Origin of the sequence: Cesiribacter sp. SM1, from assembly GCF_020178975.1 — a bacterium.
Lineage (GTDB): Bacteria > Bacteroidota > Bacteroidia > Cytophagales > Cyclobacteriaceae > Cesiribacter.
The window spans coordinates 159137-184272 of sequence record NZ_JAHXBU010000090.1 but is presented as its reverse complement, the minus strand read 5'-3'; the positions used below and the strand labels follow the sequence as shown (position 1 = coordinate 184272).

The 25136-nt window shown below is 48.4% G+C and carries 19 protein-coding genes; 10 read left to right on the top strand and 9 right to left on the bottom strand.

Translation table 11 applies throughout. The features are described 5' to 3' along the window. Positions 1-115: 115 nt before the first annotated feature. Entirely contained in the window at positions 116-1021 is a 906-nt protein-coding gene (gene cysD / locus KWJ01_RS17245) for a sulfate adenylyltransferase subunit CysD (protein ID WP_224998096.1), read from the bottom strand. A 10-nt stretch (positions 1022-1031) separates the two neighbouring features. Beyond that, a complete protein-coding gene (cysC, locus tag KWJ01_RS17240; protein WP_224998095.1) occupies positions 1032-1634 on the bottom strand; it encodes an adenylyl-sulfate kinase in 603 nt (200 codons plus the stop codon). 292 nt (positions 1635-1926) lie between these two features. Here cysC and cysQ point away from each other — a divergent pair, with 292 nt between their 5' ends. From cysQ to KWJ01_RS17225, 3 genes are all read left to right on the top strand, one after another. Further along, positions 1927-2700, top strand: a complete 774-nt coding sequence (gene cysQ, locus KWJ01_RS17235) for a 3'(2'),5'-bisphosphate nucleotidase CysQ (protein ID WP_224998094.1) — start codon at positions 1927-1929, stop codon at positions 2698-2700. 109 nt (positions 2701-2809) lie between these two features. After that, a complete protein-coding gene (locus KWJ01_RS17230; RefSeq protein WP_224998093.1) occupies positions 2810-3877 on the top strand; it encodes a glycosyltransferase in 1068 nt (355 codons plus the stop codon). Between the two features lie 316 nt (positions 3878-4193). Then, positions 4194-4904 (top strand): transglutaminase domain-containing protein, encoded by a 711-nt coding sequence (locus KWJ01_RS17225; protein WP_224998092.1) that lies wholly within the window; start codon positions 4194-4196, stop codon positions 4902-4904. Between the two features lie 149 nt (positions 4905-5053). Here the strand turns inward: KWJ01_RS17225 and KWJ01_RS17220 are convergent, their stop codons facing one another. After that, on the bottom strand, positions 5054-6445 hold the full coding sequence (locus KWJ01_RS17220) for a hypothetical protein (RefSeq protein ID WP_224998091.1): 1392 nt from the start codon (positions 6443-6445) through the stop codon (positions 5054-5056). Positions 6446-6525: 80 nt separating this feature from the next. Continuing rightward, a complete protein-coding gene (locus KWJ01_RS17215; RefSeq protein ID WP_224998090.1) occupies positions 6526-7725 on the bottom strand; it encodes a tol-pal system protein YbgF in 1200 nt (399 codons plus the stop codon). A gap of 642 nt (positions 7726-8367) precedes the next feature. Here KWJ01_RS17215 and KWJ01_RS17210 point away from each other — a divergent pair. Beyond that, the gene (locus tag KWJ01_RS17210) at positions 8368-11337 is read left to right on the top strand and encodes a DUF2723 domain-containing protein (RefSeq protein ID WP_224998089.1); all 2970 of its coding nucleotides are present in this window, start codon (positions 8368-8370) and stop codon (positions 11335-11337) included. Positions 11338-11873: 536 nt separating this feature from the next. Here the strand turns inward: KWJ01_RS17210 and KWJ01_RS17200 are convergent. Both KWJ01_RS17200 and KWJ01_RS17195 read right to left on the bottom strand, forming a co-directional pair. Further along, positions 11874-12122 carry a transposase gene (locus tag KWJ01_RS17200; RefSeq protein ID WP_224998344.1) on the bottom strand — a complete coding sequence of 83 codons (249 nt, stop codon included), beginning with the start codon at positions 12120-12122 and terminating at the stop codon, positions 11874-11876. 137 nt (positions 12123-12259) lie between these two features. Further along, positions 12260-13030: a class I SAM-dependent methyltransferase gene (locus tag KWJ01_RS17195; RefSeq protein ID WP_224998088.1), complete on the bottom strand. Its 771-nt coding sequence runs from the start codon at positions 13028-13030 to the stop codon at positions 12260-12262. Positions 13031-13195: 165 nt separating this feature from the next. Between KWJ01_RS17195 and KWJ01_RS17190 the strand changes: the two genes are divergently transcribed. Continuing rightward, positions 13196-14419: a GWxTD domain-containing protein gene (locus KWJ01_RS17190; RefSeq protein ID WP_224998086.1), complete on the top strand. Its 1224-nt coding sequence runs from the start codon at positions 13196-13198 to the stop codon at positions 14417-14419. Continuing rightward, the gene (rlmB, locus tag KWJ01_RS17185) at positions 14392-15171 is read left to right on the top strand and encodes a 23S rRNA (guanosine(2251)-2'-O)-methyltransferase RlmB (protein ID WP_224998085.1); all 780 of its coding nucleotides are present in this window, start codon (positions 14392-14394) and stop codon (positions 15169-15171) included. Before KWJ01_RS17190 ends, rlmB begins: the two co-directional genes overlap by 28 nt. A gap of 133 nt (positions 15172-15304) precedes the next feature. On the opposite strand, the gene KWJ01_RS17180 is transcribed toward rlmB, so the two are convergent. Continuing rightward, positions 15305-16381 carry a mannose-1-phosphate guanylyltransferase gene (locus KWJ01_RS17180; RefSeq protein WP_224998083.1) on the bottom strand — a complete coding sequence of 359 codons (1077 nt, stop codon included), beginning with the start codon at positions 16379-16381 and terminating at the stop codon, positions 15305-15307. A gap of 1 nt (position 16382) precedes the next feature. Beyond that, complete coding sequence (locus KWJ01_RS17175; protein ID WP_224998081.1) at positions 16383-17360, bottom strand: SIS domain-containing protein; 978 nt, start codon at positions 17358-17360, stop codon at positions 16383-16385. Between the two features lie 72 nt (positions 17361-17432). Here KWJ01_RS17175 and recQ point away from each other — a divergent pair, with 72 nt between their 5' ends. The 4 genes from recQ (at position 17433) to KWJ01_RS17155 (ending at position 22851) form a co-directional block, all read left to right on the top strand. After that, entirely contained in the window at positions 17433-19616 is a 2184-nt protein-coding gene (recQ, locus tag KWJ01_RS17170; RefSeq protein ID WP_224998079.1) for a DNA helicase RecQ, read from the top strand. 190 nt (positions 19617-19806) lie between these two features. Further along, a complete protein-coding gene (purD, locus tag KWJ01_RS17165) occupies positions 19807-21105 on the top strand; it encodes a phosphoribosylamine--glycine ligase (RefSeq protein ID WP_224998078.1) in 1299 nt (432 codons plus the stop codon). A 182-nt stretch (positions 21106-21287) separates the two neighbouring features. Next, a complete protein-coding gene (locus tag KWJ01_RS17160) occupies positions 21288-22346 on the top strand; it encodes a regulatory iron-sulfur-containing complex subunit RicT (protein WP_224998076.1) in 1059 nt (352 codons plus the stop codon). Further along, positions 22330-22851 (top strand): gliding motility lipoprotein GldH, encoded by a 522-nt coding sequence (locus tag KWJ01_RS17155; RefSeq protein WP_224998074.1) that lies wholly within the window; start codon positions 22330-22332, stop codon positions 22849-22851. Before KWJ01_RS17160 ends, KWJ01_RS17155 begins: the two co-directional genes overlap by 17 nt. Before the next feature lie 228 nt (positions 22852-23079). On the opposite strand, the gene KWJ01_RS17150 is transcribed toward KWJ01_RS17155, so the two are convergent. Further along, the gene (locus KWJ01_RS17150; RefSeq protein WP_224998072.1) at positions 23080-25068 is read right to left on the bottom strand and encodes a tetratricopeptide repeat-containing sensor histidine kinase; all 1989 of its coding nucleotides are present in this window, start codon (positions 25066-25068) and stop codon (positions 23080-23082) included. Between the last annotated feature and the right edge of the window lie 68 nt (positions 25069-25136).

Here is a 25136-nt window from a genome sequence, read left to right as displayed (position 1 = left end):
AGGTATGAGGTATGAGGCGGTCCGCCGCTGCGGTATCGGGCAGTAGGATGATACATTCAGGCGCCGGCATAAGCAGCAAACAACCTGATGCCTGATACCCGATCGCTGATACCTGTTAAAAATATCCCTGGCGTTTACGATCTTCCATGGCTGCTTCGCTGCGGCGGTCGTCGGCACGGCCACCGCGTTCTGTAATGCGGGCAGAAGCAACTTCCTGAATAATTTTCTCCAGGGTATCGGCATCTGACTCTACCGCCCCGGTACAGGTGGCATCACCTACGGTGCGGAAACGGATGGTACGGGTTTCGTACTCCTCGCCATTGAGCAGCGAGATGTAAGGGTTCTCGGCCAGTAACACACCGCCGCGGTTTACCACCCTGCGCTGGTGCGAGAAATAGATCGGCGGCAGCTCCAGGCCTTCCTGGGCAATGTACTGCCATACGTCCATCTCCGTCCAGTTGCTGATCGGGAACACCCGGAAGTGCTCACCCATATTTTTACGGCCGTTGAACAGGTTCCAGAGCTCAGGGCGCTGGTTTTTAGGGTCCCACTGTCCAAATTCATCGCGGTGCGAGAAGAAACGTTCTTTTGCACGGGCCTTTTCTTCATCGCGGCGGGCACCGCCAAAGGCAGCATCAAATCCCAGTTCCTCAATTTTATCGAGCAGGGTAATGGTCTGCAGGCCATTGCGGCTGGGGTTTGGGCCTTTTTCGTCCTGGGCCTTGCCCTGGCGGATAGATTCCTCCACGCTGCCCACGATCAGCTCCACGCCCAGCTTTTCCACCAGCTTATCGCGGAAAGCGATGGTTTCGGGAAAGTTGTGGCCGGTATCGATGTGCATGAGGGGAAAAGGCATTTTAGCCGGCCAGAAGGCTTTTTCCGCCAGACGGGTTAATACGATCGAATCTTTTCCACCGGAAAAAAGGAGCACCGGGCGCTCAAACTGTGCGGCTACTTCGCGCATGATATAGATCGCTTCCGCTTCCAGCTGTTTCAGGTGACTTAGGTTGTAAGATGCCATGCCTCTTAAATTAATCTTGCTGAGTTTTTACTCGTTGAATCAGTTTTGTATATAGGAGCTCCACACAGGCTTCTTCGCTTTCTTCTTCGGAATTAAGCTGGAGCCAGGGGTTCTGAGGTTCCTCGAAGGGAGCATCCAGTCCTGTAAAATTTTTGATCTCGCCGCGCAGAGCTTTGGCGTAAAGTCCTTTTACATCGCGCTTTGCGCAGGCATCAAAAGAACATTTTACATGCACTTCCAGAAAATCAGCCTCTCCAATAATGGATTTAGCCCTTTCCCGCACCTCTGCAGTAGGGCTGATAAAGGAGCAGATGGTGATGATGCCGCAGTTAAGGAACAGCTTTGCTGTTTCGGCAGAGCGGCGCAGGTTTTCCCGGCGGTCTTCTTCAGAAAAGCCAAGGTTGCTGTTGAGGCCGCTGCGCAGGTTATCGCCATCGAGCAGCTGGGTGAGGCAGCCATCCTGGTGCAAACGTTTTTCCAGGGCCTGTGCAATGGTACTTTTGCCCGAGCCGGACAAGCCTACCATCCAGATGACGGCCGCGCGTTGTTTGAGCAAGCGCTCTTTTTGACTACGGTCAAGAATCCTGTCAAAGATTGGGTGAATATTCTCCACAAAAAAATTATTTCTGAACCAGATGCAAAACTAAAAATATTTTGCCATAAATAAAGGGCTTCGCTAGCAGGAATATCCGTACCCCTTCCAAATTGCGAAACGACCCTTTAGCAAACGGTGTGTGTATGGGTAGGGTTTCGGTTTTGGAAAAGATTTTTTACAACCTCCACCCCTACCCATACGTAATAAAGCCGGGCATATGCTGCAGACTTTATGCACATACCTGGTACCTCATACCCCATACCTCCTTATATTTGCATTTAATACTAACCTAAAACACAAGCACATTTTTATGCCTACTCTGCTCTCCCAGAATGATATCCAGTACCTGATCGACACTGCCGTTAAAGCCGGTGAAGAAATCCTGAAAGTATACCACGACACCTCCCTGTTCGATACTGTAGACTACAAGGCCGATGACTCCCCCCTGACCATTGCCGACCAGCGTTCGCATGTGGTGATAGACGGGCGCCTGAAAACACGTTTCCCGCAGATACCGGTACTATCGGAAGAAGGTATGCAGACTCCATACAGTGACCGTCAGCACTGGAGCAGCTGCTGGCTGGTAGATCCGCTCGATGGCACCAAGGAATTTATTAAACGGAATGGTGAGTTCACGGTAAACATTGCGCTGATCGAAGACCACAAGCCGCTGTTTGGGGTGATCTATGTACCTGTAAAAGAAACCCTCTACTGGGGCGGATCGGCTTATGGTGCTTTTAAACAGCAGAAGGGCAAAGAGGCACAAAAACTGAAGGTGAACAATAAAACAGAAAAGCTGACTGCCGTCCGCAGCCGCTCTCACTCTGGTGATGAAGACGATGCGGTGCTGGCACAATATTCCATTACTAATTATGTTGATTCAGGCAGCTCTATCAAATTCTGCCTGGTAGCCGATGGCGCTGCTGACATCTATTACCGGGGCAAGCCTACCATGGAGTGGGATACTGCCGCTGGGCAGGCCATTGTAGAAGGTGCCGGCGGGCAGGTGCTGATGGGCGATGTTCCGATGCATTACAACCGGGAAAACCTGCTGAACGGCAGCTTTTTGTGCAAGGGATTTTAGGAAATAACATTATTGATATTGGTAAAGTACTTTCTTTGCAAGCGTCAGCAAACCTGACAGGTCTTGAAGACCTGCCAGGTTTAAAACAGCAGCAGCAGGGGGATTGAACATGAACATTCTATTTGTAGTACCATATCCGGAGGGAGAAGCTCCCTCGCAACGTTTTCGCTTTGAACAGTACTTCGACATACTGAAAGAAGAAGGCCACCGCTACACCGTTGCCTCTTTCTTAGACCTTGAGACCTGGCGGATACTTTACAAATCGGGCAATGGCTCCAAAAAAGCCCTGGGTATTGCCAAAGGCTTTCTCAGGAGAATAGCACTATTGCCCAGCATCTACAGATACGACTGGGTGTTCATACACCGCGAAGCGGCTCCCCTGGGGCCTCCCCTTTTTGAGTGGCTCATCACGAAAGTGTTCAGAAAAAGAGTTATTTACGATTTTGATGATGCCATCTGGCTACCCAACACTTCGGAACAAAACAAGCTGGCTGCAGGCCTGAAATGGCACCAAAAAGTAGCCTCTATCTGCCGCTGGAGTACCAGGGTAAGCTGCGGCAATGACTATTTAGCTAACTGGGCCCGGCAGTACAACAATTATGTAGTAACGAACCCGACTACAATTGACACGGTACACCTGCACAACCGACTAAAGGAACACCGCGATGGGCCGGTGATTCTGGGCTGGACAGGTACCCACAGCACCCTAAAGTACCTAAAGTTACTTGAACCAGTGCTTAACCATTTAGCCACAAAGTATCAACACATCAGCTTCCTGATTATTTCTAACCACACACCCGATCTACGGATTCCCAGGTTGGAGTTCAGGAAATGGAATAAAGAAACAGAAGCAGATGACCTGCTGAAGATGGATATAGGCCTGATGCCCCTGACGGCCGACAAATGGTCGGAAGGTAAATGTGGTTTCAAGGCCTTACAATATATGGCCTTGGGTGTACCTTCTGTTGTATCACCTGTAGGGGTTAATAAGACCATTATTCAACATAATAAAAATGGGTATTTAGCTGATAGCCCGGAGGAGTGGGAGTCATCAATAAGCAGGTTAATAGAAGACACTTACCTACGCTGCTCCATAGGCAAGCGGGCCAGAGCAAGTGTGGAAGCTAAATTTTCAGTGTCAGCCAACTATTGTAATTATTTGAATCTTTTCTCATAAAATTCCTTTCGCATGGCATTGATCAACACTGCAGTTAGAATCAACTGATAGTGTCAGATTTTCAATATGTAACTGTTCCTTCCATGGTTTCAAATAAATATACTAACCATAAACTTAAAATAAGTCTGCTATTTTTATTAATTTCAACTCTCATAAGCTCTCTATAGTAACCAAGAAAATTAAGCTATCTATCTGAAAGCCATAGAAGTAGAAGTATTAATATCTAAATAAATCAAAAACCAAAAGCTTGAAGATGCATATCAGCTTTTAGACGCTCAAACATCAATCTTTCAGATAAGTTTTTCTATTGTGTTATATGAAAAAATTATTACTATTTCTCTTGACTTCAGCAGTTCTTTCTCTGGTTGGTGTACTGATTTTCCATAACGTTGACAATTCCATTACTGAAAGCGATCAGATATATATATCCAAAATTCTAGAAGAGGACAGTCTTTCTTTGTCACTGCCAAAGTCTTTTGAAGAAGAAATTAGGTTTATTATGGCTGTCCAGAATAGGGTACTCTCTGTAGCACCAATCAATCAGGGTATACCAGAGGGTAGTCCAAGAGAACCCGAGAACTTGTATAATTCTCGCTACGGATTATGCTATGACAGAAGCAGGGTAATCGAAAAAATACTACGCACATATAACTTTAAGACCAGACACATTACTGTACTATCAACAGGAATTAGCGGTAGTACAACAAAAGCTTTACTAACTCCTGGGAATGAGTCTCATGCTTTACTTGAAGTGCTGACACAGAAGGGGTGGATGTTCGTTGATTCGAATGCCGAGTTTATTGGGCTTGATAACAAAATGAATCCCATTGACATGAAAGAGTTATCAAAGAAAAGTTATGGAAGTATTGATTGGCATTCATATAACAATTTAGAATACAAAGTTATTTATCAGACTAATTTCACTTACGTAATTGGATTATATTCGAGACATGGAAGGTTCTACCCACCTTATAATAGCATACCTGATATCAATTGGCAGGAGTTTTCGCAGAACTTAATTAATTGAAATAAAGCTGATATATCATTACTCGGTAAGCAAACTATGCAGCAATGTATATTATTTGCAGAACACAAGCTAAGAAGCTCTGGCAGAAAGATTCATCATTCTACCTTTCAGAGATCCTTATTTTCATGGCCTGATAAACATAGATTGTTTTAAATCATAGGTGTTGGTGTGGTATGCACAACATAACGTTGTCGACGCACCTGTTTTTTTCTACCAGTAAACTTTCTAAGTTCTGCCAGCATAATATAAAGAGCAACCAGATAAAAAGGAATCAATGGTATCTTATACCTAACCAAGGTACCAAAATTACCAGAGGTAGCCCCTACTCCAATTGCAAAGACAATACTAAATATCATTCCAAAAGAAACTAAAGGATCTTTGAAAGCAACGGTAAAAAATTTAATTACACCTGTTTTACATATAATGTATATAGTAAGGAACAGAAACCAGGAGGCTTCAATGGCTGATAATAACATTACAGGATTTCTTACCTCAAATAAAAATGGCCTATATAAGGTAACTACAATTGCCTGTGGGGCTACCGTTAAAATACTTCCAAAACTGCCGTCCAGCGTTCCGACAGAATACTCAGAACCAGTTCTTCTGCCAACACCTGCACGCGCTAATGTCTGCCTCTCTAAATAATTCGAAGTAATGGCTGCTCTTTCGGCAATTTTATCAATTGCGTAGCGATCACTATCTTCCGACACCTTTACAGCTCCAAAATAAGCTACTACTAATCCTATACCCAATATAAGAGGAAACACTAAAACCCTTATATACACCTGCTTGATCCTCTTATTGTACTCTAAAACAATCCAAAAAATAGCTGCAGGCAGAAAAGAAAGAATTAAATATGTTTTGATTTCCTTAATAAGGAAAATTGAAACAGCCAGAATAACAAACGAAAAGATCTTTTTTTCAGTTGCCAGCAAAAGATGGTAAAAACCAAAAAAAGCCCAACCTAAGGCCCCAATACAAATAGTATCCTTCATGATCCCCGAACCCCAGAAAAAAACAGAAGGCACAAAAAAGGAGGCTATGGCAAGTTCTTTATGAAGGGTTGGCCGAATTTTATAAAAAGTAAGATACATGGCCCAAAGGCCTGAAAAACTCAAAACTGCAAACAACAAACTAATGACTGTGTAGGAACCAAAACTTATCAGGCCTAGAATACCTACTATTTTTATCACCATCAAATTAGCTTGGCTCCTAAATCCCCACATTCGCATGGTATAAGTACTCGAATTACCGGAATAATTTCCAGCCTCTGCTGTAATCACATCAATACCAGTTGCTGTACTTTTATTGAATGCTTCCCATATTTGCTTAGCAGAATTAAAATAACTAAACGTATCCCCACCATCATAATAAAATTGATACACTAAACCAAGGCAAACTGCCCCTAGTAATTTCAGGCTTAAAGCAGGAATGAAATATTTACCTGTATGTCTATTGCTTACATGTGGCTTGACAATATAAGCCAATACATATATGATCAACAGATAGAAGGGGGTAAGAAAAAGATCGATCCAAGTCATGCGCGAGGGCTTAGGTTAAGCACTTTCACTTATGCGGTTCATTTCCCTATGCACAGCAATGTGAAGTAAAGTTAATAAAATCACATCTCCTTCAGCCTCTCCCTGGCCTTGGAATGTGCTGAGTGGCCGCGGTCGCCGTATTTTTTTACTTCTTTGTAGTAGCGTTTGGCCTGGCGCTCGTCGCCGTCTTCCTTGGCCATGTCGCCCAGGGCCAGGAGGCTGTAGAGCATATAGCCGGAATCAAGGTCGTTGGTGCTTTTGGCGAACTCTATTACACGGATAAAGTATTTGCGGGCATCGTTGTGCTTGTTGAGCACATCGTACATCTGGCCCAGGTAAAAGGCTGCATAGCGTCCGCTGATGGACTCGTAACCGGGCATCTTGTTGTCGATCTTGTCCAGGATGTTCTTGGAAGTCTCCTCCAGCTTGGTGTACTGGCCGGTGGTGTAGAGCATACGGGCGTAATAGCGGTGAAAGTAGGGGTTATCGGGATAGGTCTTGTGCAGGTACTCCGAAAGGCGCAGGGCTTCGTAGGGCTTGTTTTCATCAAGGGCCAGGATGCGCATCAGGAAATACTGTGCCTCGGTACGGGTGTAGAAGGCATTATTGGCTACTTCCTTTAGCTGCTGCATGCCCAGGGGCTTGTCGCCATCGGGGAAAAACATCAGCACAGGCTTCAGCAGGGGGTAGTTTTCAGGCACCCACTCGGCATAATAGTTATAGAGGGCATCGCCAAAGAGAAACTCAGAGCTAAGTGCTTTTTTCTCGCCTTTCAGCTCGAGGTACTCCAGGGCTTTTTTACCGGAAGAGGCGGCTTTGCGCCAGCTTTTGCGCTCTGAGTGAAGGCGGCTTTTAAAGGCCCAGGCGCCGGAGAGGAAAAATTTTGCTTCGGCATTGCTTTCGTCGGCACTTAACATGCGCTCGGCAAAGTAGATGGTGCTGTCCATGTATTGGGTGAAGCGCACATCGTAGCGCTCGTTCTCCACATTGGGCATAATCTTCCACCACTGGCTAAGGCCCATCAGGAAATAAGGGAGCGGGTGCGTGGGGTATTTTTGCTTGATCCAGCGAAACTGCTGCTCGGCCCTGGCAAACTTAAAGTTGTACATCTGGTTGATGGCATCTGCAGTTTCCATCTGCAGGGTCATGTCCATCAGTAGGAGTTTCTCTTCATCTGAAGATAAGCCCGGTGCCTCTACCAACTGGGTATCAGTGGAGGCCGTCTGCGCAAATGCAGTCGTAGTGAAGCATACCAACAATAAGAGAATCAGGTGTTTCATGGTGGAGTTAACGCAAATATCGTGCACAATGTAATATTAATCAAAAAAGGAGCAGACTAGTTCTCCCATGTGATATTTACTGCATTTTTTCATGATTTGGGGTGGAAGCAGGGTTAAAGTCTCATATTGTTAATGTTATCCATCAGGATTCCCCGGATGCGCCTGATATCACTCTCAACCGGGTACAGGCACCCGCCTGTGCTGTACTAAACCCATTTCCTCATCTATCTTTAGTACAAGCGGATGTTTGTACTGGTAGATACCCTGTAATACACAACCCTGCCCCCAGAAAAAAGGCCAACCCCCGCAAGACCCTGTTAAATCATCTGGCGGCCAAATCCCCTTCTCCTTTAAGAGGCGGACGGCTAGTCAGAAGGGTTAGGGATGAGGTAACAACGAACAAATCCACCCTCAAACACAGCCCCGCTTACGAACCCTAAAAAACAATTACTTTTTCTGAATAAATAGAATATTTTTGCAGCGGCTTGTGTAAAAGCCATTTTAACATTATTTAACGATTCTAGTTCCGGCCGGAAGCATTATTGGCTTTATTTTCGCCGTTCTTTAGCCGTTGATAAAAATTTCTGCCGGGATTAAGGTTTCCCGGGCAGTGTTCCTGCAGGGCAGGCAAAACTCTAAAATATGCAGCAGTTTAAGCGTTTGAATGATTTGGTTGGCTGGGGAGTGTTTCTTCTGGCCGCGGTGGTATACGGACTTACCGTTGAGCCTACCGCCAGTTACTGGGATGTGGGTGAATTTATTGCCGCCTCCTACAAGCTGGAGGTGCCTCACCCTCCCGGAGCGCCTTTCTTCCTGCTGATTGGCCGGATGTTCTCACTCTTTGCCCCTGACGTTGAATCAGTGGCCCTGTTCGTAAACTGGGTGAGTGTGATCAGCAGTGCCTTTACTATTATGTTCCTATACTGGAGCATTGTGCTGCTGGCGCGTAAAATGGTGAATGCGCCACTGGGTGCTGAATCTTCCCGCCAGTCGGTACTGATGATCGGCAGTGGCCTTATCGGTGCGCTGGCCTATACTTTTTCTGATTCTTTCTGGTTTTCGGCAGTAGAGGCCGAGGTATATGCCATGTCGTCGTTCTTTATGGCAATTGTGGTGTGGGCCATGCTGAAGTGGGAGCTGCTGGACGATCCGCGCCTCTCTAACCGCTGGCTGATCCTGATTGCCTACATCATGGGCCTCTCCATTGGCGTTCACTTGCTCAACCTGGTGGCAGTGCCTGCGCTTGCACTCATTTATTACCACAAACGCTACACCAAATATACCACAGCAGGCGTACTGCTGGCTATGTTTATCGGTTTGGTAATTGTGGGTGTGGTGATGGTAGGCATTATACCCGGCCTGCCCTCTATTGCCGGTTCTTTCGAGATATTCTTTGTAAACAGCCTGGGACTACCCTTTGGCTCAGGTGCTATATTCTTTGTGCTGCTGTTCCTGGGCGCGCTAGTCTTTGGCGTAATCTGGAGCGAGCGCAAAAAAATGGTCGGCCTTAATACAGCCCTGCTGGCGCTGGTGTTTATCCTGATTGGCTACTCCAGCTATACGCTGGTGGTGATCCGGAGTAACTTTAACCCGCCTATCGACGAGAACAACCCCGAAAACCTGATCTCCTTTGTTTCTTACCTGAAAAGGGAACAGTACGGCGACCGTCCCCTGCTCTACGGACAGTATTTTGATGCAGAGCTGGAGCGCTACGACCGCGGCGACCCTGTTTACCGCAAGGGAGAAGACAAGTATGAAATTGCCAGCTATAAGCCTGTGCCGGTTTATGGTGAAAACACGCGCATGACCATTCTGCCGCGTGCCTACAGCACGGCACCTCAGCACCAGCAGCTCTACAGGCAGCGCATGGGGCTGCAGCCGCATGAATCGCCCGGCTTTGGCGATAACCTTGCCTATATGTTCGATTACCAGATGGGACATATGTACTGGCGCTACTTCCTCTGGAATTTCGTGGGCCGCCAGGGCGATTATAAAGATGCCGGCGTGCTTACCCCATTCAACAGCAGCACCGAGAACATGCCCGATGTGCTGGCCAACAACGAAGCCCGCAATAACTACTGGATGCTCCCCCTGATTTTAGGAGTACTGGGTGCTTTTTACCAGTTCTCCAGGGATAAAACAGGTTTTGGCTTTGTGCTCCTGCTGTTCTTCCTGTCGGGCCTGGCCCTGATCCTGTACCTGAACTCCCCTCCTATTGAACCACGCGAACGCGATTATATTTATGTAGGCTCTTTCTATGCCTTTGCCATGTGGATTGGCTTTGGTGTGATCGCCATTGCAGAGGTATTCGAAAAAGCGTTCAAAAAGAATCCTATTGCAGCCCCGGCACTTGCTACTGCGCTATGCCTGCTGGTGCCTGGTGTAATGGCGGCAGAGGGCTGGGACGATCATGACCGCTCTAACCGCTATTTCTCGGTAGATTCTGCCAAGAACTTCCTGGCCTCCCTGGCACCAAACGCCATACTCTTTACCGGCGGCGATAATGATACCTTCCCGCTCTGGTACGCACAGGAGGTTGAGGGCTTCAGGACCGATGTTCGCGTAATCGTACTTACCTACTTCAACACCGACTGGTACATTGACCAGATGAAAATGCAGATGAACGAGTCTGAGCCTCTGCCCATCAGCCTTACCAAGGAAAACTACAAGCAGGGTGGCTTGAATGATGTGGTGTACTTCTATGAGAACAAGAACCTGAAGGGTGCCCTGCCGCTGGAGCAGTACATTAATCTGGTGCGTGAGGGCCATCCTGCCATCAGGCTGTCTACGCCATCAGACGAGGTGAACACCATTCCTTCCCGCACGCTCTCGTTGAACATCAACCGCCAGGAGCTGCTGGATAAAGGTATTATTCCGGAAAACATGGAGGAGCTGCTGGTAGACAAGATGGAGTTTAAGATGACCGGCAATGCCCTGGAGAAAAAAGACCTGATGCTGCTGGACCTGCTGGTAACCAACAACTGGGAGCGCCCGGTGTACTTCAACAACACCTCACTGCAGAGCATCAGCTTTGACCTTTCGGAGTATGTGGTGCATGAGGGCACAACCTACCGCCTGCTGCCAACGCGCAACCCTAACCCGCAGGCAGAGCTGGTAAACACCCAGGAGATGTATGATAACATGATGAATGACTTCTTCTGGCGTGAGCTCGACAATGAAGATGTTTATTATACCGAAGACTACCGCAACTTTGTACTGAACCACCGTGCTTCCTTCAACACCCTGGCTGGAGCGCTGCTGGACGAAGGCAAAACCGAAATGGCCTTGAATGCCCTGCACAAGAGCCTGGAGGTAATGCCAGACAGGGCCATTCCATACGATTACGCCACTGCCCTTACCGTGCAGCTATTGCTGGAGGCCGGCGATGTGGAGCGTGCCGTAGAAATTGGAAACCTTATGGCACAACGTGCAGATGAGTTCTTAACCTACCTGGAGCAGGAAAACAAGGACATCGGCAACCAGCGCCAGATTAACCTGGTAATCCTGAACCAGCTCTCCAGGGCCATGGCCGGTGCCGGCAGAGAAGCCGAAGCCCAGCGCTACCAGGAGCTGTTAGGCAAACACTACCAGTCGCTGCAAAGAGCGAGGTAAGTATAGTTGAAAGCAGAAAAATAGCAGCCCCGGAAGTTTTTCGGGGCTGCTTTTTTTATGATGGTATAATGAAATAGGTTTACAGGTACCCCGGGTTGAAACCCGGGGCTAATTATAAGCAGCAAGCTTTTATCATTTTAGCGAAGGTTGTGCAAAGGCACCCTTACTTAGCCCCGGGTTTCAACCCGGGGTGCATCATCAGAGCTTTTGTTCGTGAGTTGAGATCCGGGCTGGAGAGACCCGGGCTGGAGAGACCCAGGCTGGAGAGACCCGTGGCTGATTGAATCCCACCCCAGGTAATTTCAAATACTTTCTATTCTACACAAAAACTTAAAAATACTATTTCACCAGGTGAGCATGGATTAATTACCAGGAAAGTCAAATTTTTTCATTTCTTCACTATAAGAAACTTTTCGATGGTGCTGTTCCTGGTTCAGAATATACTGTTTAACATAGTTCGCACGCTGTGGGCTTACCGAAAAAGCACTGTATCCGTTTTGCCAACTGAAAGCACCTTCAATTACACCCTTAGTGTTCTACCATTTAGAAGAATCTGCTTTGATCAACTTCATGATTTCTGCAGCAGTTCTATCTCTTGGCAGTTGAAACAGACAATGCACATGATCTTCTACTCCTCCTAAACTGATCAGATATATGCCTTCCTCCTTAAACCTTTTAGTGATATGGCTGTAGAGTTCCACCCTTACCTCTTTGCGCAGCAATGGCTCCCGATTTTTCACAGTCCAAACTGCATGTATAAATATTTGGCAGAAGCTGTGTGACATAACAAATAATCCTGATACAGAACACAACATATAATGATCTAAGCCATTATTCTGTTCATTTAGCCCCGGGTTTCAACCCGGGGTGAAAGCTAAAGCTAATAGCCCATGCATATTAACTGCTTGAACTGGAACAGCCCCTATTTCGTCCCCACCAAAAACAAATCCAGACTCGTAGCCGGATTCTGGCTGATGAGGTAATCTTCGTGGCTTAGCTGCTGCACCAGGCCCTGGTTTTGCTTGCTTAGCCTGTTACGGTTCAGGCGGTTCATAATCTCGTAGGGTACTTTGAGGATGCCGGAGGGCAGGCGGTGCTGCAGGTCCAGCACATCCCAGCGGGTGATGCGGGCCACCGACTGCTTGTTCTGTTCATAATAAGTCATCACCTTTTCATTACCGGTGATGCCCAGCATTTCCACTTCTCCGAAAATACTGGCGGCCAGTTCTGTGAGCTCCGCTGCCTTGTACTCGCGGATGTGCCAGGGGTTACGGGTAAGGGTAAGGTCAATATTGGGAGTGGTGAGGTAAAGCTTACCGCCGGGCTTTAAAATGCGGTGCAGCTCTTCCAGGAAGGTGGTATCGTCCACAATGTGCTCAATCACTTGGAAGCACAGCACTACATCAAAGGTATTATCTGCCAGCGGAATGGGAGGTATGTGGGTTTCGATAAACGCTACGTTCTTCAAAGCCTTTACCCGCTTCTGGGCAATGGCGGTGCTTTTGTCGAGGGCTACGTAGCGGCTGCTTTTGGGTGCCAGCAGCTCAATTCCCCTGCCGTCGCCACAGCCTATTTCTGCCATAACACCCGCTATCTTATCTGCTACATACAAATAGGGCTTTAACAAACGTTGATGTATTGGGTTATCCGACTGAATGGTTTCTGAAGTAACTTCTGTCTTAAAAAGAGCCATGAGTGCAATAAAGGTTAATCCTTTTTTCTTATTTTGAAAAAGCTTAAGCGCATGTATAAGCTTTATACCTTGCGCCGTGCATGTGTGCGCTAAAGGTACGGGATAATTTTTGATCAGTAAACAAAGCTTCTGCGGCTGGCACAAATACCAGCCCCTCTTTTTAATATGAAACATAGGTATTACCTGCAATTGTTTTTAATGCTGTTGTTCTGCAGCACAGGCGTATTTGCACAGGACCTTACAACCACCAACCTTAGCTGGAAGTACCAGCCTGACGCGCCCCTGCAGCTCAGTTGGGATCTTTACCAGCCTGCCGGACAACTGCCGGTGCTGATGCTGCAGCTACAGCTAAGCCAGCCTGCTAAAACCACTGCGCTTAGCGGTTATGTCCATTACCGCGACAGCCTTCAGAATCCTGTTTCCTTACACAGGGAGCCCCTGTTCAGCTCGGTGAACAAGGGCGAGGCCACCCACCGCTTTCAGCATACCATCGATACCACCCGCGGTGCAGAATGGCTGGTGCTTGAACTGCAGCATCAGCAAAGTACCGATAGCCTGCGCAGCTTCTGGTATACCCTGAACATACCGGCACTGCTGCACTTTGGTGCTCCTGCCTTTTACCTGCAGCAGCAGGAAAATCCCCTGGTGGTACCTTATGCCCTGGTAAATGAAAGCTTTGCCCCGCAGTTTCCGGGTGCCGGGGCGGCCGACAGCCTGTTCATGTTTGTATACGACCTGAATTTCTCGCCAGCCTCCACCCCCATGACTACCTCACCCAATGCGGGCAGCAACAAAATGGAGATAAGCAACCGCCGGAGAATTGCTGCAGGCCAGCAGGTAGCGCCACGAACAGAAGGATTTTATTTTATACAGGCCGATACCCTTACCCTGAAGGGCAAGGGCATCCGTGCCGAGGACAGGTATTTCCCAAAAACGCGCACCATTCCTGCCTTTGCCGGACCCATCCGCTACCTGAGCACTAACGAGGAGTGGACAGAGCTGGAGCGTGAAAATTTCAGCAAGCAGGCACTTGACCGCTTCTGGCTGCGCATGACACAATCAGAGGACAGGGCACGCAAGATTATCCGCAGCTATTACCGCCGTGTAACGCAGGCCAACCGCCTGTTTACCACCTTTAAGGAGGGCTGGAAAACCGATATGGGCATGATCTACGTACTGTATGGTCCGCCGGATGTGGTAACCCAGCGGCCCGATGGCGAACAATGGCAGTACAGATCCAGGGGCGATATTCCCGAAATAAACTTTACCTTTGTGCGCGCCGTCAATCCTTTCGACCCTAAATACTACCAGTTGGTAAGGAACAGGGATTATGCGCGCACGCACTTTCAAACCGTAAGCAGATGGAGAAGAGGCCAAAATTTGCCTTAAGCACAGAATTAGTAAACGACCAGGATCTTATTTTTGGCACACGTGCCGTACTGGAGGCCATACGCGCCGGGCGGGAAATTGAAAACCTGCTCGTACAGCGCGACCTTAACAACGACCTGATCAGGGAGCTGAAGGCCGAGGCTGCTGCAAATGAGATCACCTACCAGAAGGTACCGGTAGAAAAGCTAAACCGCATTACCCGTAAAAACCACCAGGGGGTTGTTTGCTTCCTCTCTCCTATTCGCTATGCGCCCATACAGGAGGTGCTTGCCCATACTTTTGAGCTGGGCAGAATGCCGCTGGTGGTGGTACTCGACAGGGTAACCGATGTGCGTAATTTTGGTGCCATTGCCCGCACCGCAGAATGCCTGGGTGCCGATGCCATTGTTATTCCAAGCCGTGGCAGTGCCCGCATCAATGCAGATGCCATGAAAACCTCTGCCGGCGCCTTAAACTTCCTGCCCGTTTGCCGTGAGCTCAACCTAAAAGATACCTTACGCTTTTTGAAAGACAGTGGCCTTCAGATTGTTGCCTGCACCGAAAAGGCAGATGCTCCTATTGCGGAAAGTGACCTTAGCGGCCCTGTTGCCCTGCTGATGGGCTCTGAAGAAGACGGCATCTCCGGAGAATACCTAAAGCTGGCCGACACCCGCGCCCTGGTACCCATGCTGGGCCAGGTAGGCTCCCTGAATGTATCGGTGGCCACAGCTATTTGCCTGTATGAGGTGGTACGGCAAAGGGGGCAAAAATAAACCCCGGACTGAAGTCCGGGGCTAAATGAATTCGTGGCATTCCGCGGTTAACAGGCTAAGTTAGCAAAAGAGTAGCTCTTTTAATTAGCCCCGGACTTCAGTCCGGGGTCCGACTGCCCTACACCGCTCCTCTTTACAAAAACTTCTCACCCTTCTGGGTCTTTACCTCGTTCACGTATTCACGGAAGCGGGCTTCATCGTCTTTTTTGCAGATCAGGATCACATCGTCGCACTGCGCAACCAGGTAACCCTGCAGGCCCTGTACCACCACCAGGTGATCCTGGTCTGACTTGATCATACAGTCATTTGCCTCAAAGAGAATGGCATTGGCATCAACGGCATTGTTATTTTCATCCTTGTTGCGGATTTCGTGCAGCGAAGCCCAGGAGCCCAGGTCAGACCATCCAAAATCAGCCAGCACCACATATACATTTTCTGCTTTCTCCATAATACCGTAGTCGATGGAGATGTTCTTGCTCTGTGAGTAGGCCGAGCGTATAAATTCGTCTTCCTTAGGGCTGTAGTAGCAATCGGGGCAATCATCGAAAATTTCTGCCAGCTCAGGCAGGTGCTTTTCAAAAGCCTCTACAATAGCACTTGCGCTCCAGATGAAGATACCCGCGTTCCACACAAAATCGCCGCTGTCAAGGAAAGTTTTTGCCAGCTCCAGCTGCGGCTTTTCAGTAAAGGTTTTCACCTTTTTGAAAGTTGCTCCCGGCTCCTTGATGTACTGGATGTAGCCGTAGCCGGTTTCGGGGCGATTGGGGCGAATACCCAGCGTAATAAGCTTATCTCCTTTTTCTGCTTCCTGCAGCGATTTTTCTACTGTCTGGATAAACTCTGTCTCATGAAAAATAGCATGATCGGAAGGGGCCACCACCATGGCTGCCCTGGGATTTTTCTGCTTTATTTTATAGGCAGCATAGGCCACACAGGGGGCAGTATTTCTGCGCACAGGCTCTGCCAGGATCTGATCGTCGGCAAGTTCCGGCAGCTGCGCCTTTACCAGGGGCACATAGGTGGTGTTGGTTACAATGTAGATATTTTCTACCGGGCAGATATCCCGGAAGCGGTTGGCAGTCATTTGCAGCAGCGACTGGCCTGTGTTTAGCACATCCAGGAACTGCTTAGGCTGGTTGTTGCGGCTGTAGGGCCAGAAACGGCTGCCAATGCCGCCTGCCATGATCACTACGTAATAGTTGGGGTTCATATTAAATAATGCCTTCTTTGATAAGATTATGAATGTGTACAAAGCCAACCACTTCCCGGGCTTCATCTTCGGTTACTACCACCAGCTGGCTAATATTGTTTTCCTGCATTAGTTGCAGTGCTTTAACAGCATAATCGGATGGAAATACAGTTTTGGGCCCCGCAGACATAAGGTCTATGGCTTTCAGGCCCCTAAGATCGTCATATTTTTGTAACATTCTGCGCAAGTCGCCATCAGTTATGATACCTTTCAGCTGACGGTCTGCAGATACTACTGCTGCTGCACCTAAACGCTTGCCTGAGATCTCCACAATGGTGTCCTTGAGGCTGTCTTCCTCAAACACCAGGGGCAGTTCATTTTCCTTGTAAATATCACTTACCTTCAGGTACAGCTGCTTACCCAGGGCACCGCCGGGGTGCAGTCGGGCAAAGTCCTGGCTGGTAAAACCACGCGCTTCTACCAGGCATACTGCAAGGGCATCGCCCAGCGCCATCTGAACGGTGGTGCTGGTGGTGGGCGCCAGGTTATTGGGGCACGCTTCCTGCTCAATGGTGGCATTCAGCACAAAATCGGCCTGTCTGGCAAGGTAAGAGTTGGTATTGCATACCATGGCTGCCATGAGAGCACCTGTTCTTTTCAGGAGCGGCACCAGCACTTTAATTTCCGGGGTGTTGCCACTTTTGGAAAGGCAGATCACCAGGTCGTCTTTCTGCACCATGCCCAGGTCGCCATGAATGGCATCGGCCGCATGCATAAACAGGGCTGGTGTACCGGTAGAATTAAGGGTGGCAACGATTTTATTCGCCACTATGGCACTTTTTCCAATGCCCGTAATTACTACCCTGCCCCTGAGTTCCAGGATAGCATTTACACAGGCTTCAAAGCTGCTATCGATGTAGTTGCTAATCTGCTGGAGTGCAGCAGATTCCTGCTGCAATACTTTTTGTGCAATCTGCGTTAAATTCTTAGCTTTTAGCAAAGCGGATGCATTTTTCTTTTAAATTGCAAATATAGAAAAAAACGTGGCTTAACCTTAGAAGAGTAGCGTACGATGTTAGTGGACCAAAAGGATGTCTTGAAAGAAAGGTTAAAGGAAGTATTCGGATACGATCAGTTCAGAGGAAATCAGGAGGCTATCATACAGAATGTGATGGATGGCCGCAACACCTTTGTGATCATGCCCACCGGGGCTGGTAAATCACTGTGCTACCAGCTGCCCGCACTTGTACAGAAAGGAACAGCCATAGTCATTTCACCCCTGATTGCCCTGATGAAAAACCAGGTTGACCAGCTGAATGCCTATGGTGTACAGGCGCACTTCCTGAACTCTACCTTAAGCAAGGCAGAAATTAATAAGGTAAAAAGAGAAACCCTTGCCGGCAAAACCAAGCTTTTGTATGTAGCGCCGGAATCTCTTACCAAAGACGAAAACATAGAATTTCTTACAAAGGCAGATATTTCCTTTGTAGCGATTGACGAGGCACACTGTATTTCGGAATGGGGGCATGATTTCCGCCCGGAGTACCGGCGCATTCGCACCATCATCAGCAAGCTGGGCAACCTGCCCGTAATTGCGCTCACCGCCACTGCCACCCCTAAGGTGCAGCAGGATATCCAGAAGAACCTGGAAATGGGCGATGCCGATGTGTTCATGTCTTCCTTCAACCGCAAAAACCTCTACTACGAGGTGCGGCCTAAAAAACACACCAAAAAACAGTTGGTGAAGTTTGTAAGCGGGCACAAAGGCAAATCGGGCATTGTATACTGCCTGAGCCGCAAAAAGGTAGAGGAAATTGCCGAGCTGCTGCGGGTGAACGGTTTTAAAGCCGCCCCCTACCATGCCGGGCTTGAGCCTGCCGTGCGCATCAAAAACCAGGATGACTTCCTGAACGAAGAAACTGACATTATTGTAGCAACCATTGCCTTTGGCATGGGCATCGATAAACCCGATGTTCGTTTTGTGGTGCACTACGATACCCCTAAATCGCTGGAGGGCTACTACCAGGAAACCGGCCGTGGCGGCCGCGACGGGCTCGACGGCCACTGCCTGATGTTCTACAGCTATAACGATATCCTGAAGCTGGAGAAGTTCAACAAGGACAAGCCTGTTACCGAACGCGACAATGCCAAAATTCTGCTGCAGGAGATGTCCTTTTATGCAGAATCTACCGTATGCCGGCGCAGGCAGCTGCTGCACTACTTTGGCGAATCTTTCGGTAAAGACTGCGGCTTTTGCGACAACTGCCTGAACCCACGCGAAAAATATGAGGCCAGAGAGCACCTACAACTGGTGCTGCAGGCGGTAGACCAGACGGAGCAGCGCTTTGCCCTGCAGCACCTGGCAGATGTGATCCATGGCACGGAAAACCAGTACGTACTTAGTTATAACCATAACCAGCTGCCAGTGTGGGCAAAAGGCAGCAGCCAGCCGCTTGATTTCTGGAAATCTGTGATCCGCCAGGCACTCCTGTACGAGTTCCTGGAAAAGGATATAGAAAACATTGGCATCCTGAAGATCACCCCTAAAGGTGCCGAGTACCTCATCAACCCTGTACCTGTAACCTTTACCAGGGACCATAACTACAGCACCGACGAGGTAGAGGAGGAAAATGAAAAAGAGGCACCGGTCGCACAGCGTGCCTACGACGAGGCCCTGTTCAGCCTGCTGAAGGACCTGCGTAAAAAGCTGGCCAAGCAAAAGAACCTGCCTCCCTATGTGATATTCCAGGACCCGTCGCTGGAAGAAATGGCTACCGTTTACCCTACCACCACAGATGCCCTGAGCCAGATCCAGGGTGTTGGTATGGGCAAGGTGAGCAAATTTGGCAAGCCATTTATTGAGGCCATCAAAAAATACGTTGAAGACAACGAAATTGAGCCTGCTACCGATATGGTGGTGAAAACCTCGGGTACACGCTCAAAAACAAAGATTTTCGTAATTCAGCAGATAGACCGTAAAATAGACCTGAAGGAAATTGCAGAGGCACAGAACCTAAGCATGGATGAGCTGCTCTCTGAAATTGAGCACATCTGCTACTCTGGCACCAAGCTTAACCTGGACTACTACCTCGATGATTATATCGATGAGGAACGCCAGGATGAGGTGTACGATTATTTCATGAATGCAGAATCCGATAGTTTAAGGCTTGCCCTGGAAGAACTCGGCAGCAACGATTATACAGAAGAAGAGCTCCGCCTCATGCGCGTGAAGTTCCTCTCCGAGAACGCGAACTAGCGGCTGTTCAACTTAGTAGCCATTGTTACCACGCAGCCACTAACCTCATCCCTAACCCTTCTCCCTTAGAGGAGGGTTGGGTGAGCTTCTGCTAATTCCCACATAATTATACCTTAATCAGGCTCTCCCTTTCAAGAGAGCCTGTTTTATTATAAATTTCGCAATCTTTTAACCTGCGACTTATTCAGATATGAATATACTAGTGATTGGATCCGGCGGTCGAGAGCATGCCATGGCCTGGAAAATGAGCCAGAGCCCCCGCTGCTCCAAACTTTTTGTAGCACCCGGAAATGCCGGTACCGCCCAGCTGGCCACTAACCTGCCGATAGGCGTGGAAGATTTCGAAAGCATTAAAAAAGCAGTGCTGGAGCATAATATAGAGCTGGTGGTGGTAGGCCCCGAAGCCCCCCTGGTTGCCGGCATTCGCGATTTCTTTGAACAGGACGACCAGTTAAAAGATATAGCCCTTATTGGCCCCGGTAAAGTGGGCGCACAGCTGGAGGGCAGCAAGGATTTTTCGAAAACCTTTATGCTGCGCCACCGCATCCCTACCGCAGATGCCCGCACTTTTGATAAACAATCGCTGCAGGAAGGGCTCGATTACCTGCAGGACATGACCCTGCCCGTAGTGCTGAAGGCCGACGGACTGGCCGCAGGCAAGGGCGTAGTGATTTGCCAGACAATTTCCGATGCAGAAGAAATGCTGAAAGAAATGCTGGTGGAAGAAAAGTTTGGTGAGGCCAGCCAAAAAGTTTTGGTAGAGCAGTTTCTGCAGGGCACCGAACTTTCTGTTTTTGTGTTAACCGATGGCGAACACTATGTGATTCTGCCTGAAGCCAAAGACTATAAACGCATAGGCGAAGGTGATACCGGTCCTAATACGGGTGGTATGGGTGCTGTATCGCCGGTTAGCATTGCCGACCGCGATTTTATGGAAATGGTGGAGGAACGGGTGGTAAAACGCACCATTGCCGGGCTGCAGCAGGATAGGATCCCCTTCCAGGGCTTCCTGTTCATAGGACTGATGAAAGTGAAAGGCGAGCCTTATGTAATTGAATACAATGTACGCATGGGCGATCCGGAAACTGAGGCAGTACTGCCGCGTGTAGAAACCGACCTGGTGGAGCTCTTTATGGCCACAGCCGAAGGCAGGCTTAATGAGGTAGCACTCAAAACAGCCTCTTTTGCAACCGCTACGGTAGTAATGGCCGCTGGCGGCTATCCCGAGGCCTATGAAAAAGGTAGTGAAATAAAGGGTTTGCCTGCTGGTAATGCCAGAGCTGAAGCATCAGCCAGCGCACATGTTTTTCACGCCGGAACTAAGGAGCGGGAGGGTAAGGTTGTAAGCAATGGAGGCCGTGTGCTGGCAGTTACCGGACAGGGCCCCACGCTGAAGGAAGCACTGGACAATGTTTACAGCCAGGTAGCAGCCATCAGCTGGGAAAAAAGCTATTATCGCCGTGATATAGGGCAGGATGTACTGGTTTAATACGCCAATTTTGCTTAATATCGGCAGAATGCTTGTTCTACTTTTCTGCTAAGTAGCAGAAGAATCTTTATGTAGGGAAGAATAATATGGGATGTATATCATGTAAAACCACAAGCAGTGATGGAAGCAGCGTATCGGGTTGTAATAACAACGGCGCCTGCAGCACTGGTGGTTGTAATAAAATGAATGTGTTTGACTGGCTCTCCAATATGGACATGCCGGTTGTAGATAAATTTGATATCGCAGAGGTACGTTTCAAGAACGGACGCAAGGAATTCTTTCGCAATATTAACGGCATAGAGCTCACCACCGGCGATCCGGTAGTGGTAGATGTGCCAAACGGGCACCACATTGGCCATGTATCGCTGCAGGGCGAGCTGGTGCGCCTGCAAATGCAAAAGAAGAAGGTAAAGAACGACGACAACATACGCGCCATTTACCGCATTGCAACCCCCAAAGACCTTGAAAAGTACGAGGAGCTCCAGAATAAGGAGATGCCTATCATGTTCCGCACCCGCGAGATCATCAGGGAGCTGAATCTCCAGATGAAGCTCACCGATATCGAGTACCAGGCCGATGGCACCAAAGCTACCTTCTTTTATTCGGCTGATGACCGGGTGGATTTCCGGCAGCTGATCAAGGTGCTTGCCTCCGAGTTCAGGCTAAGGGTAGAAATGCGCCAGATCTCACTGCGGCAGGAAGCCGGCAGGCTTGGGGGCATTGGCTCCTGCGGTCGCGAACTTTGCTGCTCTACCTGGCTAACAGATTTTAAAAGCGTAAGCACCACGGCCGCCCGCTACCAGAACCTGTCGCTGAACCCGAGCAAACTAAGTGGCCAGTGCGGACGCCTGAAGTGCTGCCTCAATTACGAGCTGGAGACCTATATGGAAGCCCTGGAGGATATTCCTGCCGTAAACCAGCCCCTGGTTACGGAAAAAGGAGAAGCCTACCTGCAAAAAACCGATATTTTCCGGAAAATGATGTGGTTTGGCTATTCTAACGAAGACCAGTGGCACCCTGTTGAAGCAGCCCGTGTGCAGCACATTCTTGAGCTGAACACCAAAGGCATAAAGCCTGCCACCCTTTTAGAAGATAAACTACCTGACCTGGACGAGGGGCCAAAAGTACTCAACCAGGACCTGGCACTGATGGACCAGCGTTTCCAGAACAAAGCTGCCAAAACCAAAAAGAAACGCCGCAAAAAACCAAAGAGCAAGAAAGAAGATGGTAAACAATCTTAAGGCGGCTTTTGCCGGCCTTTCGCTTTTGCTCGTTCTCAATGCCTGCGATGAGCAAAGGGTGTATGAACGCAATGTTGATATAGAGGAATATGCCTGGCATAAAGATTCGGTGGTGCACCTGCAGGTGCCCATCGAAAATGCTGATATTCCTTATAACATCTACTACAATGTGCGGAATGCCCTGTCCTATCCTGCCCAGAACCTGTACCTGCAGATAGAAATTGCAGATACTACCGGTAGAACCATTGCAACAGACCTGAACAACATAGAGCTCTTTGACCGGCAAACCGGAAAACCCTATGGCGAAGGCCTGGGTGATATTTTTGATCACCAGATCCCGGTGTACCGCGATTTCAGGTTTCCCCATGCCGGTGTTTACGATGTTAAGATCCAGCACCAGATGCGCGAAACCGACAGACGCGTGATGCAGGGCAACCACCTGCCTTATATCATGTCCGTTGGCATCCGGGTAGAAAAAGCCGGTGCACAGGCCCAGGGGCAGTAAAAAGAAACATAGTACCCCTTTTTTTAGAGGGAGATGATAGATACAGTAGCCCTGGGAGCATATCCGGGGCTACTTTATTTATAGTGGTTTATCATCTGTACAGATCACCCAAAGCTGGTGCCTTTCTAAACTACTTAATACCATGCTTTTAGTCACAGCTTCAAGGTTGATTCACTGCATTTGCTGAAAATCTGCAAATTACCAGGCTAAAGCATTGGTTAATTGTGTCTAAGCAACCGGAACCAGCGCTGGCTTTTTGATTGGTGCTGTGGGAAGTTTGATGGTGAAAGTGGTTCCATGGCCTTCTGCTGATTCAATTTCTATTGTTCCGCTGTGGCGCTCTACAAACTCCCGGCAAAGCCAGAGCCCTAGGCCGCTCCCTTTTTCATTTTCTGTGCCCCTGCTGGTGCGCAGGGTGTTGTCTTTCATGATATCCTGAAGCTTTTCGGGTGCAATGCCAATGCCTGTGTCTTTTACCATAAGGCAGGTGTGGGCGTCGGTTTCAAAGGCACTGATGGTAACAGTACCTCCCCTTGGCGTAAACTTAATGGCATTGCCCAGGAGGTTGCGTATTACCAGGTGCAGCATTTGCTTATCGGCAAACACGCGCTCCGGTACAGCTGCTTTTACCAGCTTTATGTCTTTTACCTGGGCAGTTGTTTCCAGCAGCAGTACATTATCTTCTACTATTCTTTGCAGTTTTTGCTCTGCTGGCGAAAATTCAATGGTACCGTTCTGGGCAGTAGACCACTGCAGCAGGTTATCAAGCAGCATGGTGATGCCCCGCAGAGAGTGTTCTATTCTGCCGGTTAAGCGGTTCATCTCTTCCTGGCTAAAATTTACATGTTCCTGGTGCAGGATTTGTACAAACCCCCTGAGGGTCACCAAAGGGCTGCGCAGGTCATGAGCCAGGATACCGAAGAACTTATCTTTGGTATCATTGAGCTGCTTTAGCTGGTTTTCAGATGATTTCAGCTTTAGGTTCACCTCCTGCAACTGTATGTTTTTCAGGCTTACTTCCTGGTTGCGTTCTTCGAGCCTGTGGTTTTGCGCCTGCTTATCCCTAAATCCTTTATACAGCACATAAACACCCCCTCCCGCCAGAATAACCAAAAGGAAAGAAACCAGGATCATGTTGTTTTTCCGGTACAGTTCAAACCTGGTGATTTCATTTTCATTGTTCAGGATCTGCATTTCCTTGTCCTGGATCAGTTTGGCAAAGGCCCGTTCTTTACGTTCAATCTCCAGCTTTTTGGCCATTTCGGCCATTTGAAGATTTGCCTCCTGCCGGAATAAAGTATCCTTATAGGCGGTGTACTGATCTTTATGATGATACGCCAGGTAGTAATTATCTACCGCGGCATAAAACTTTGCCAGGTAATTATGAGCCTCCAGAAGGCGCTGTATGTTATGCACTTTCTGTGCAGCCCTGAGTGAGTTTTTAAAATAACGTTCAGCCTCATCGAAGTTGCCCAACTGCTGCTGCACCTGCCCTATGTTCATCAGCACCGCACTGAGGTCCCGTACATTATTATCTTTATGGTAAATGTCGTATGCCTCTAAAAGAAAGCGCAGCGAAAGCCGATAGTTTTTTACTGCCTTATGAATCACCCCGAGGTTATTCAGAACGGCAGCATAATTGGCCCTGTCTGCTTCTTTATCTACATAGGTCAGGCTTTGGTTAAAATAGTCGAGGGCTTTGTCGTACTGCTTTAACAGGTAGGCAATGCTCCCCAGATCTCTCAGGCTGTTGGCAATAATGGAGGTGTAGCCTTTTTCTTTGCCTATGTTCAGGGCTTCCTGGTAGTATAACTCCGCTTCCGGGTAGAGGGAGCGCATCCTGAATAATCCGCCAATATTACGCAGGCTCATAGCCATAGACAGGGTATCGCCCATTTCGGTGTAGAGCTTATGGGCTGTCTTGAAATAGTCTAATGCCGTGAGAAGATTAGCCTGGTCCTGGTAATAATTTCCAAGAATCGTCATGGCATCTGCCCTGCCCTGCTTAAAGTTATTTTGTTCAGCAGCCAGGAGTGCCTGGTTGCCTAAGGCAAAAGCCCGGGCAGGATCTTTATCCAGTAAATTACCGGCCAGATCATTGAGTACATCAACACTGTCGTTGGCTAAAGAGGCAACTGTTCCTCCTGTACCAGCATTTGGCTGCCCAAAGGCAGACAGGCTGGTAAAAAGTATGAATATAAGTATAAGAAGCCTCATGTATTATCCTGTATAACAATTGGCCTAATTTATGAAATGCCCAACTATTAGCCAGAAGATAAAGCGTG

Bases quoted from the DNA above. Each gene is read 5' to 3' on its own strand.
- cysD (WP_224998096.1), bottom strand. From the start codon at position 1,021: ATGGCATCTTACAACCTAAGTCACCTGAAACAGCTGGAAGCGGAAGCG.
- KWJ01_RS17160 (WP_224998076.1), top strand. From the start codon at position 21,288: ATGAATGTGTTTGACTGGCTCTCCAATATGGACATGCCGGTTGTAGAT.
- KWJ01_RS17215 (WP_224998090.1), bottom strand. From the start codon at position 7,725: ATGAAACACCTGATTCTCTTATTGTTGGTATGCTTCACTACGACTGCA.
- KWJ01_RS17150 (WP_224998072.1), bottom strand. From the start codon at position 25,068: ATGAGGCTTCTTATACTTATATTCATACTTTTTACCAGCCTGTCTGCC.
- KWJ01_RS17195 (WP_224998088.1), bottom strand. From the start codon at position 13,030: ATGGCTCTTTTTAAGACAGAAGTTACTTCAGAAACCATTCAGTCGGAT.
- KWJ01_RS17230 (WP_224998093.1), top strand. From the start codon at position 2,810: ATGAACATTCTATTTGTAGTACCATATCCGGAGGGAGAAGCTCCCTCG.
- KWJ01_RS17225 (WP_224998092.1), top strand. From the start codon at position 4,194: ATGAAAAAATTATTACTATTTCTCTTGACTTCAGCAGTTCTTTCTCTG.
- KWJ01_RS17190 (WP_224998086.1), top strand. From the start codon at position 13,196: ATGAAACATAGGTATTACCTGCAATTGTTTTTAATGCTGTTGTTCTGC.
- KWJ01_RS17200 (WP_224998344.1), bottom strand. From the start codon at position 12,122: ATGTCACACAGCTTCTGCCAAATATTTATACATGCAGTTTGGACTGTG.
- KWJ01_RS17180 (WP_224998083.1), bottom strand. From the start codon at position 16,381: ATGAACCCCAACTATTACGTAGTGATCATGGCAGGCGGCATTGGCAGC.
- purD (WP_224998078.1), top strand. From the start codon at position 19,807: ATGAATATACTAGTGATTGGATCCGGCGGTCGAGAGCATGCCATGGCC.
- KWJ01_RS17220 (WP_224998091.1), bottom strand. From the start codon at position 6,445: ATGACTTGGATCGATCTTTTTCTTACCCCCTTCTATCTGTTGATCATA.
- cysQ (WP_224998094.1), top strand. From the start codon at position 1,927: ATGCCTACTCTGCTCTCCCAGAATGATATCCAGTACCTGATCGACACT.
- recQ (WP_224998079.1), top strand. From the start codon at position 17,433: ATGTTAGTGGACCAAAAGGATGTCTTGAAAGAAAGGTTAAAGGAAGTA.
- rlmB (WP_224998085.1), top strand. From the start codon at position 14,392: ATGGAGAAGAGGCCAAAATTTGCCTTAAGCACAGAATTAGTAAACGAC.
- KWJ01_RS17210 (WP_224998089.1), top strand. From the start codon at position 8,368: ATGCAGCAGTTTAAGCGTTTGAATGATTTGGTTGGCTGGGGAGTGTTT.
- KWJ01_RS17155 (WP_224998074.1), top strand. From the start codon at position 22,330: ATGGTAAACAATCTTAAGGCGGCTTTTGCCGGCCTTTCGCTTTTGCTC.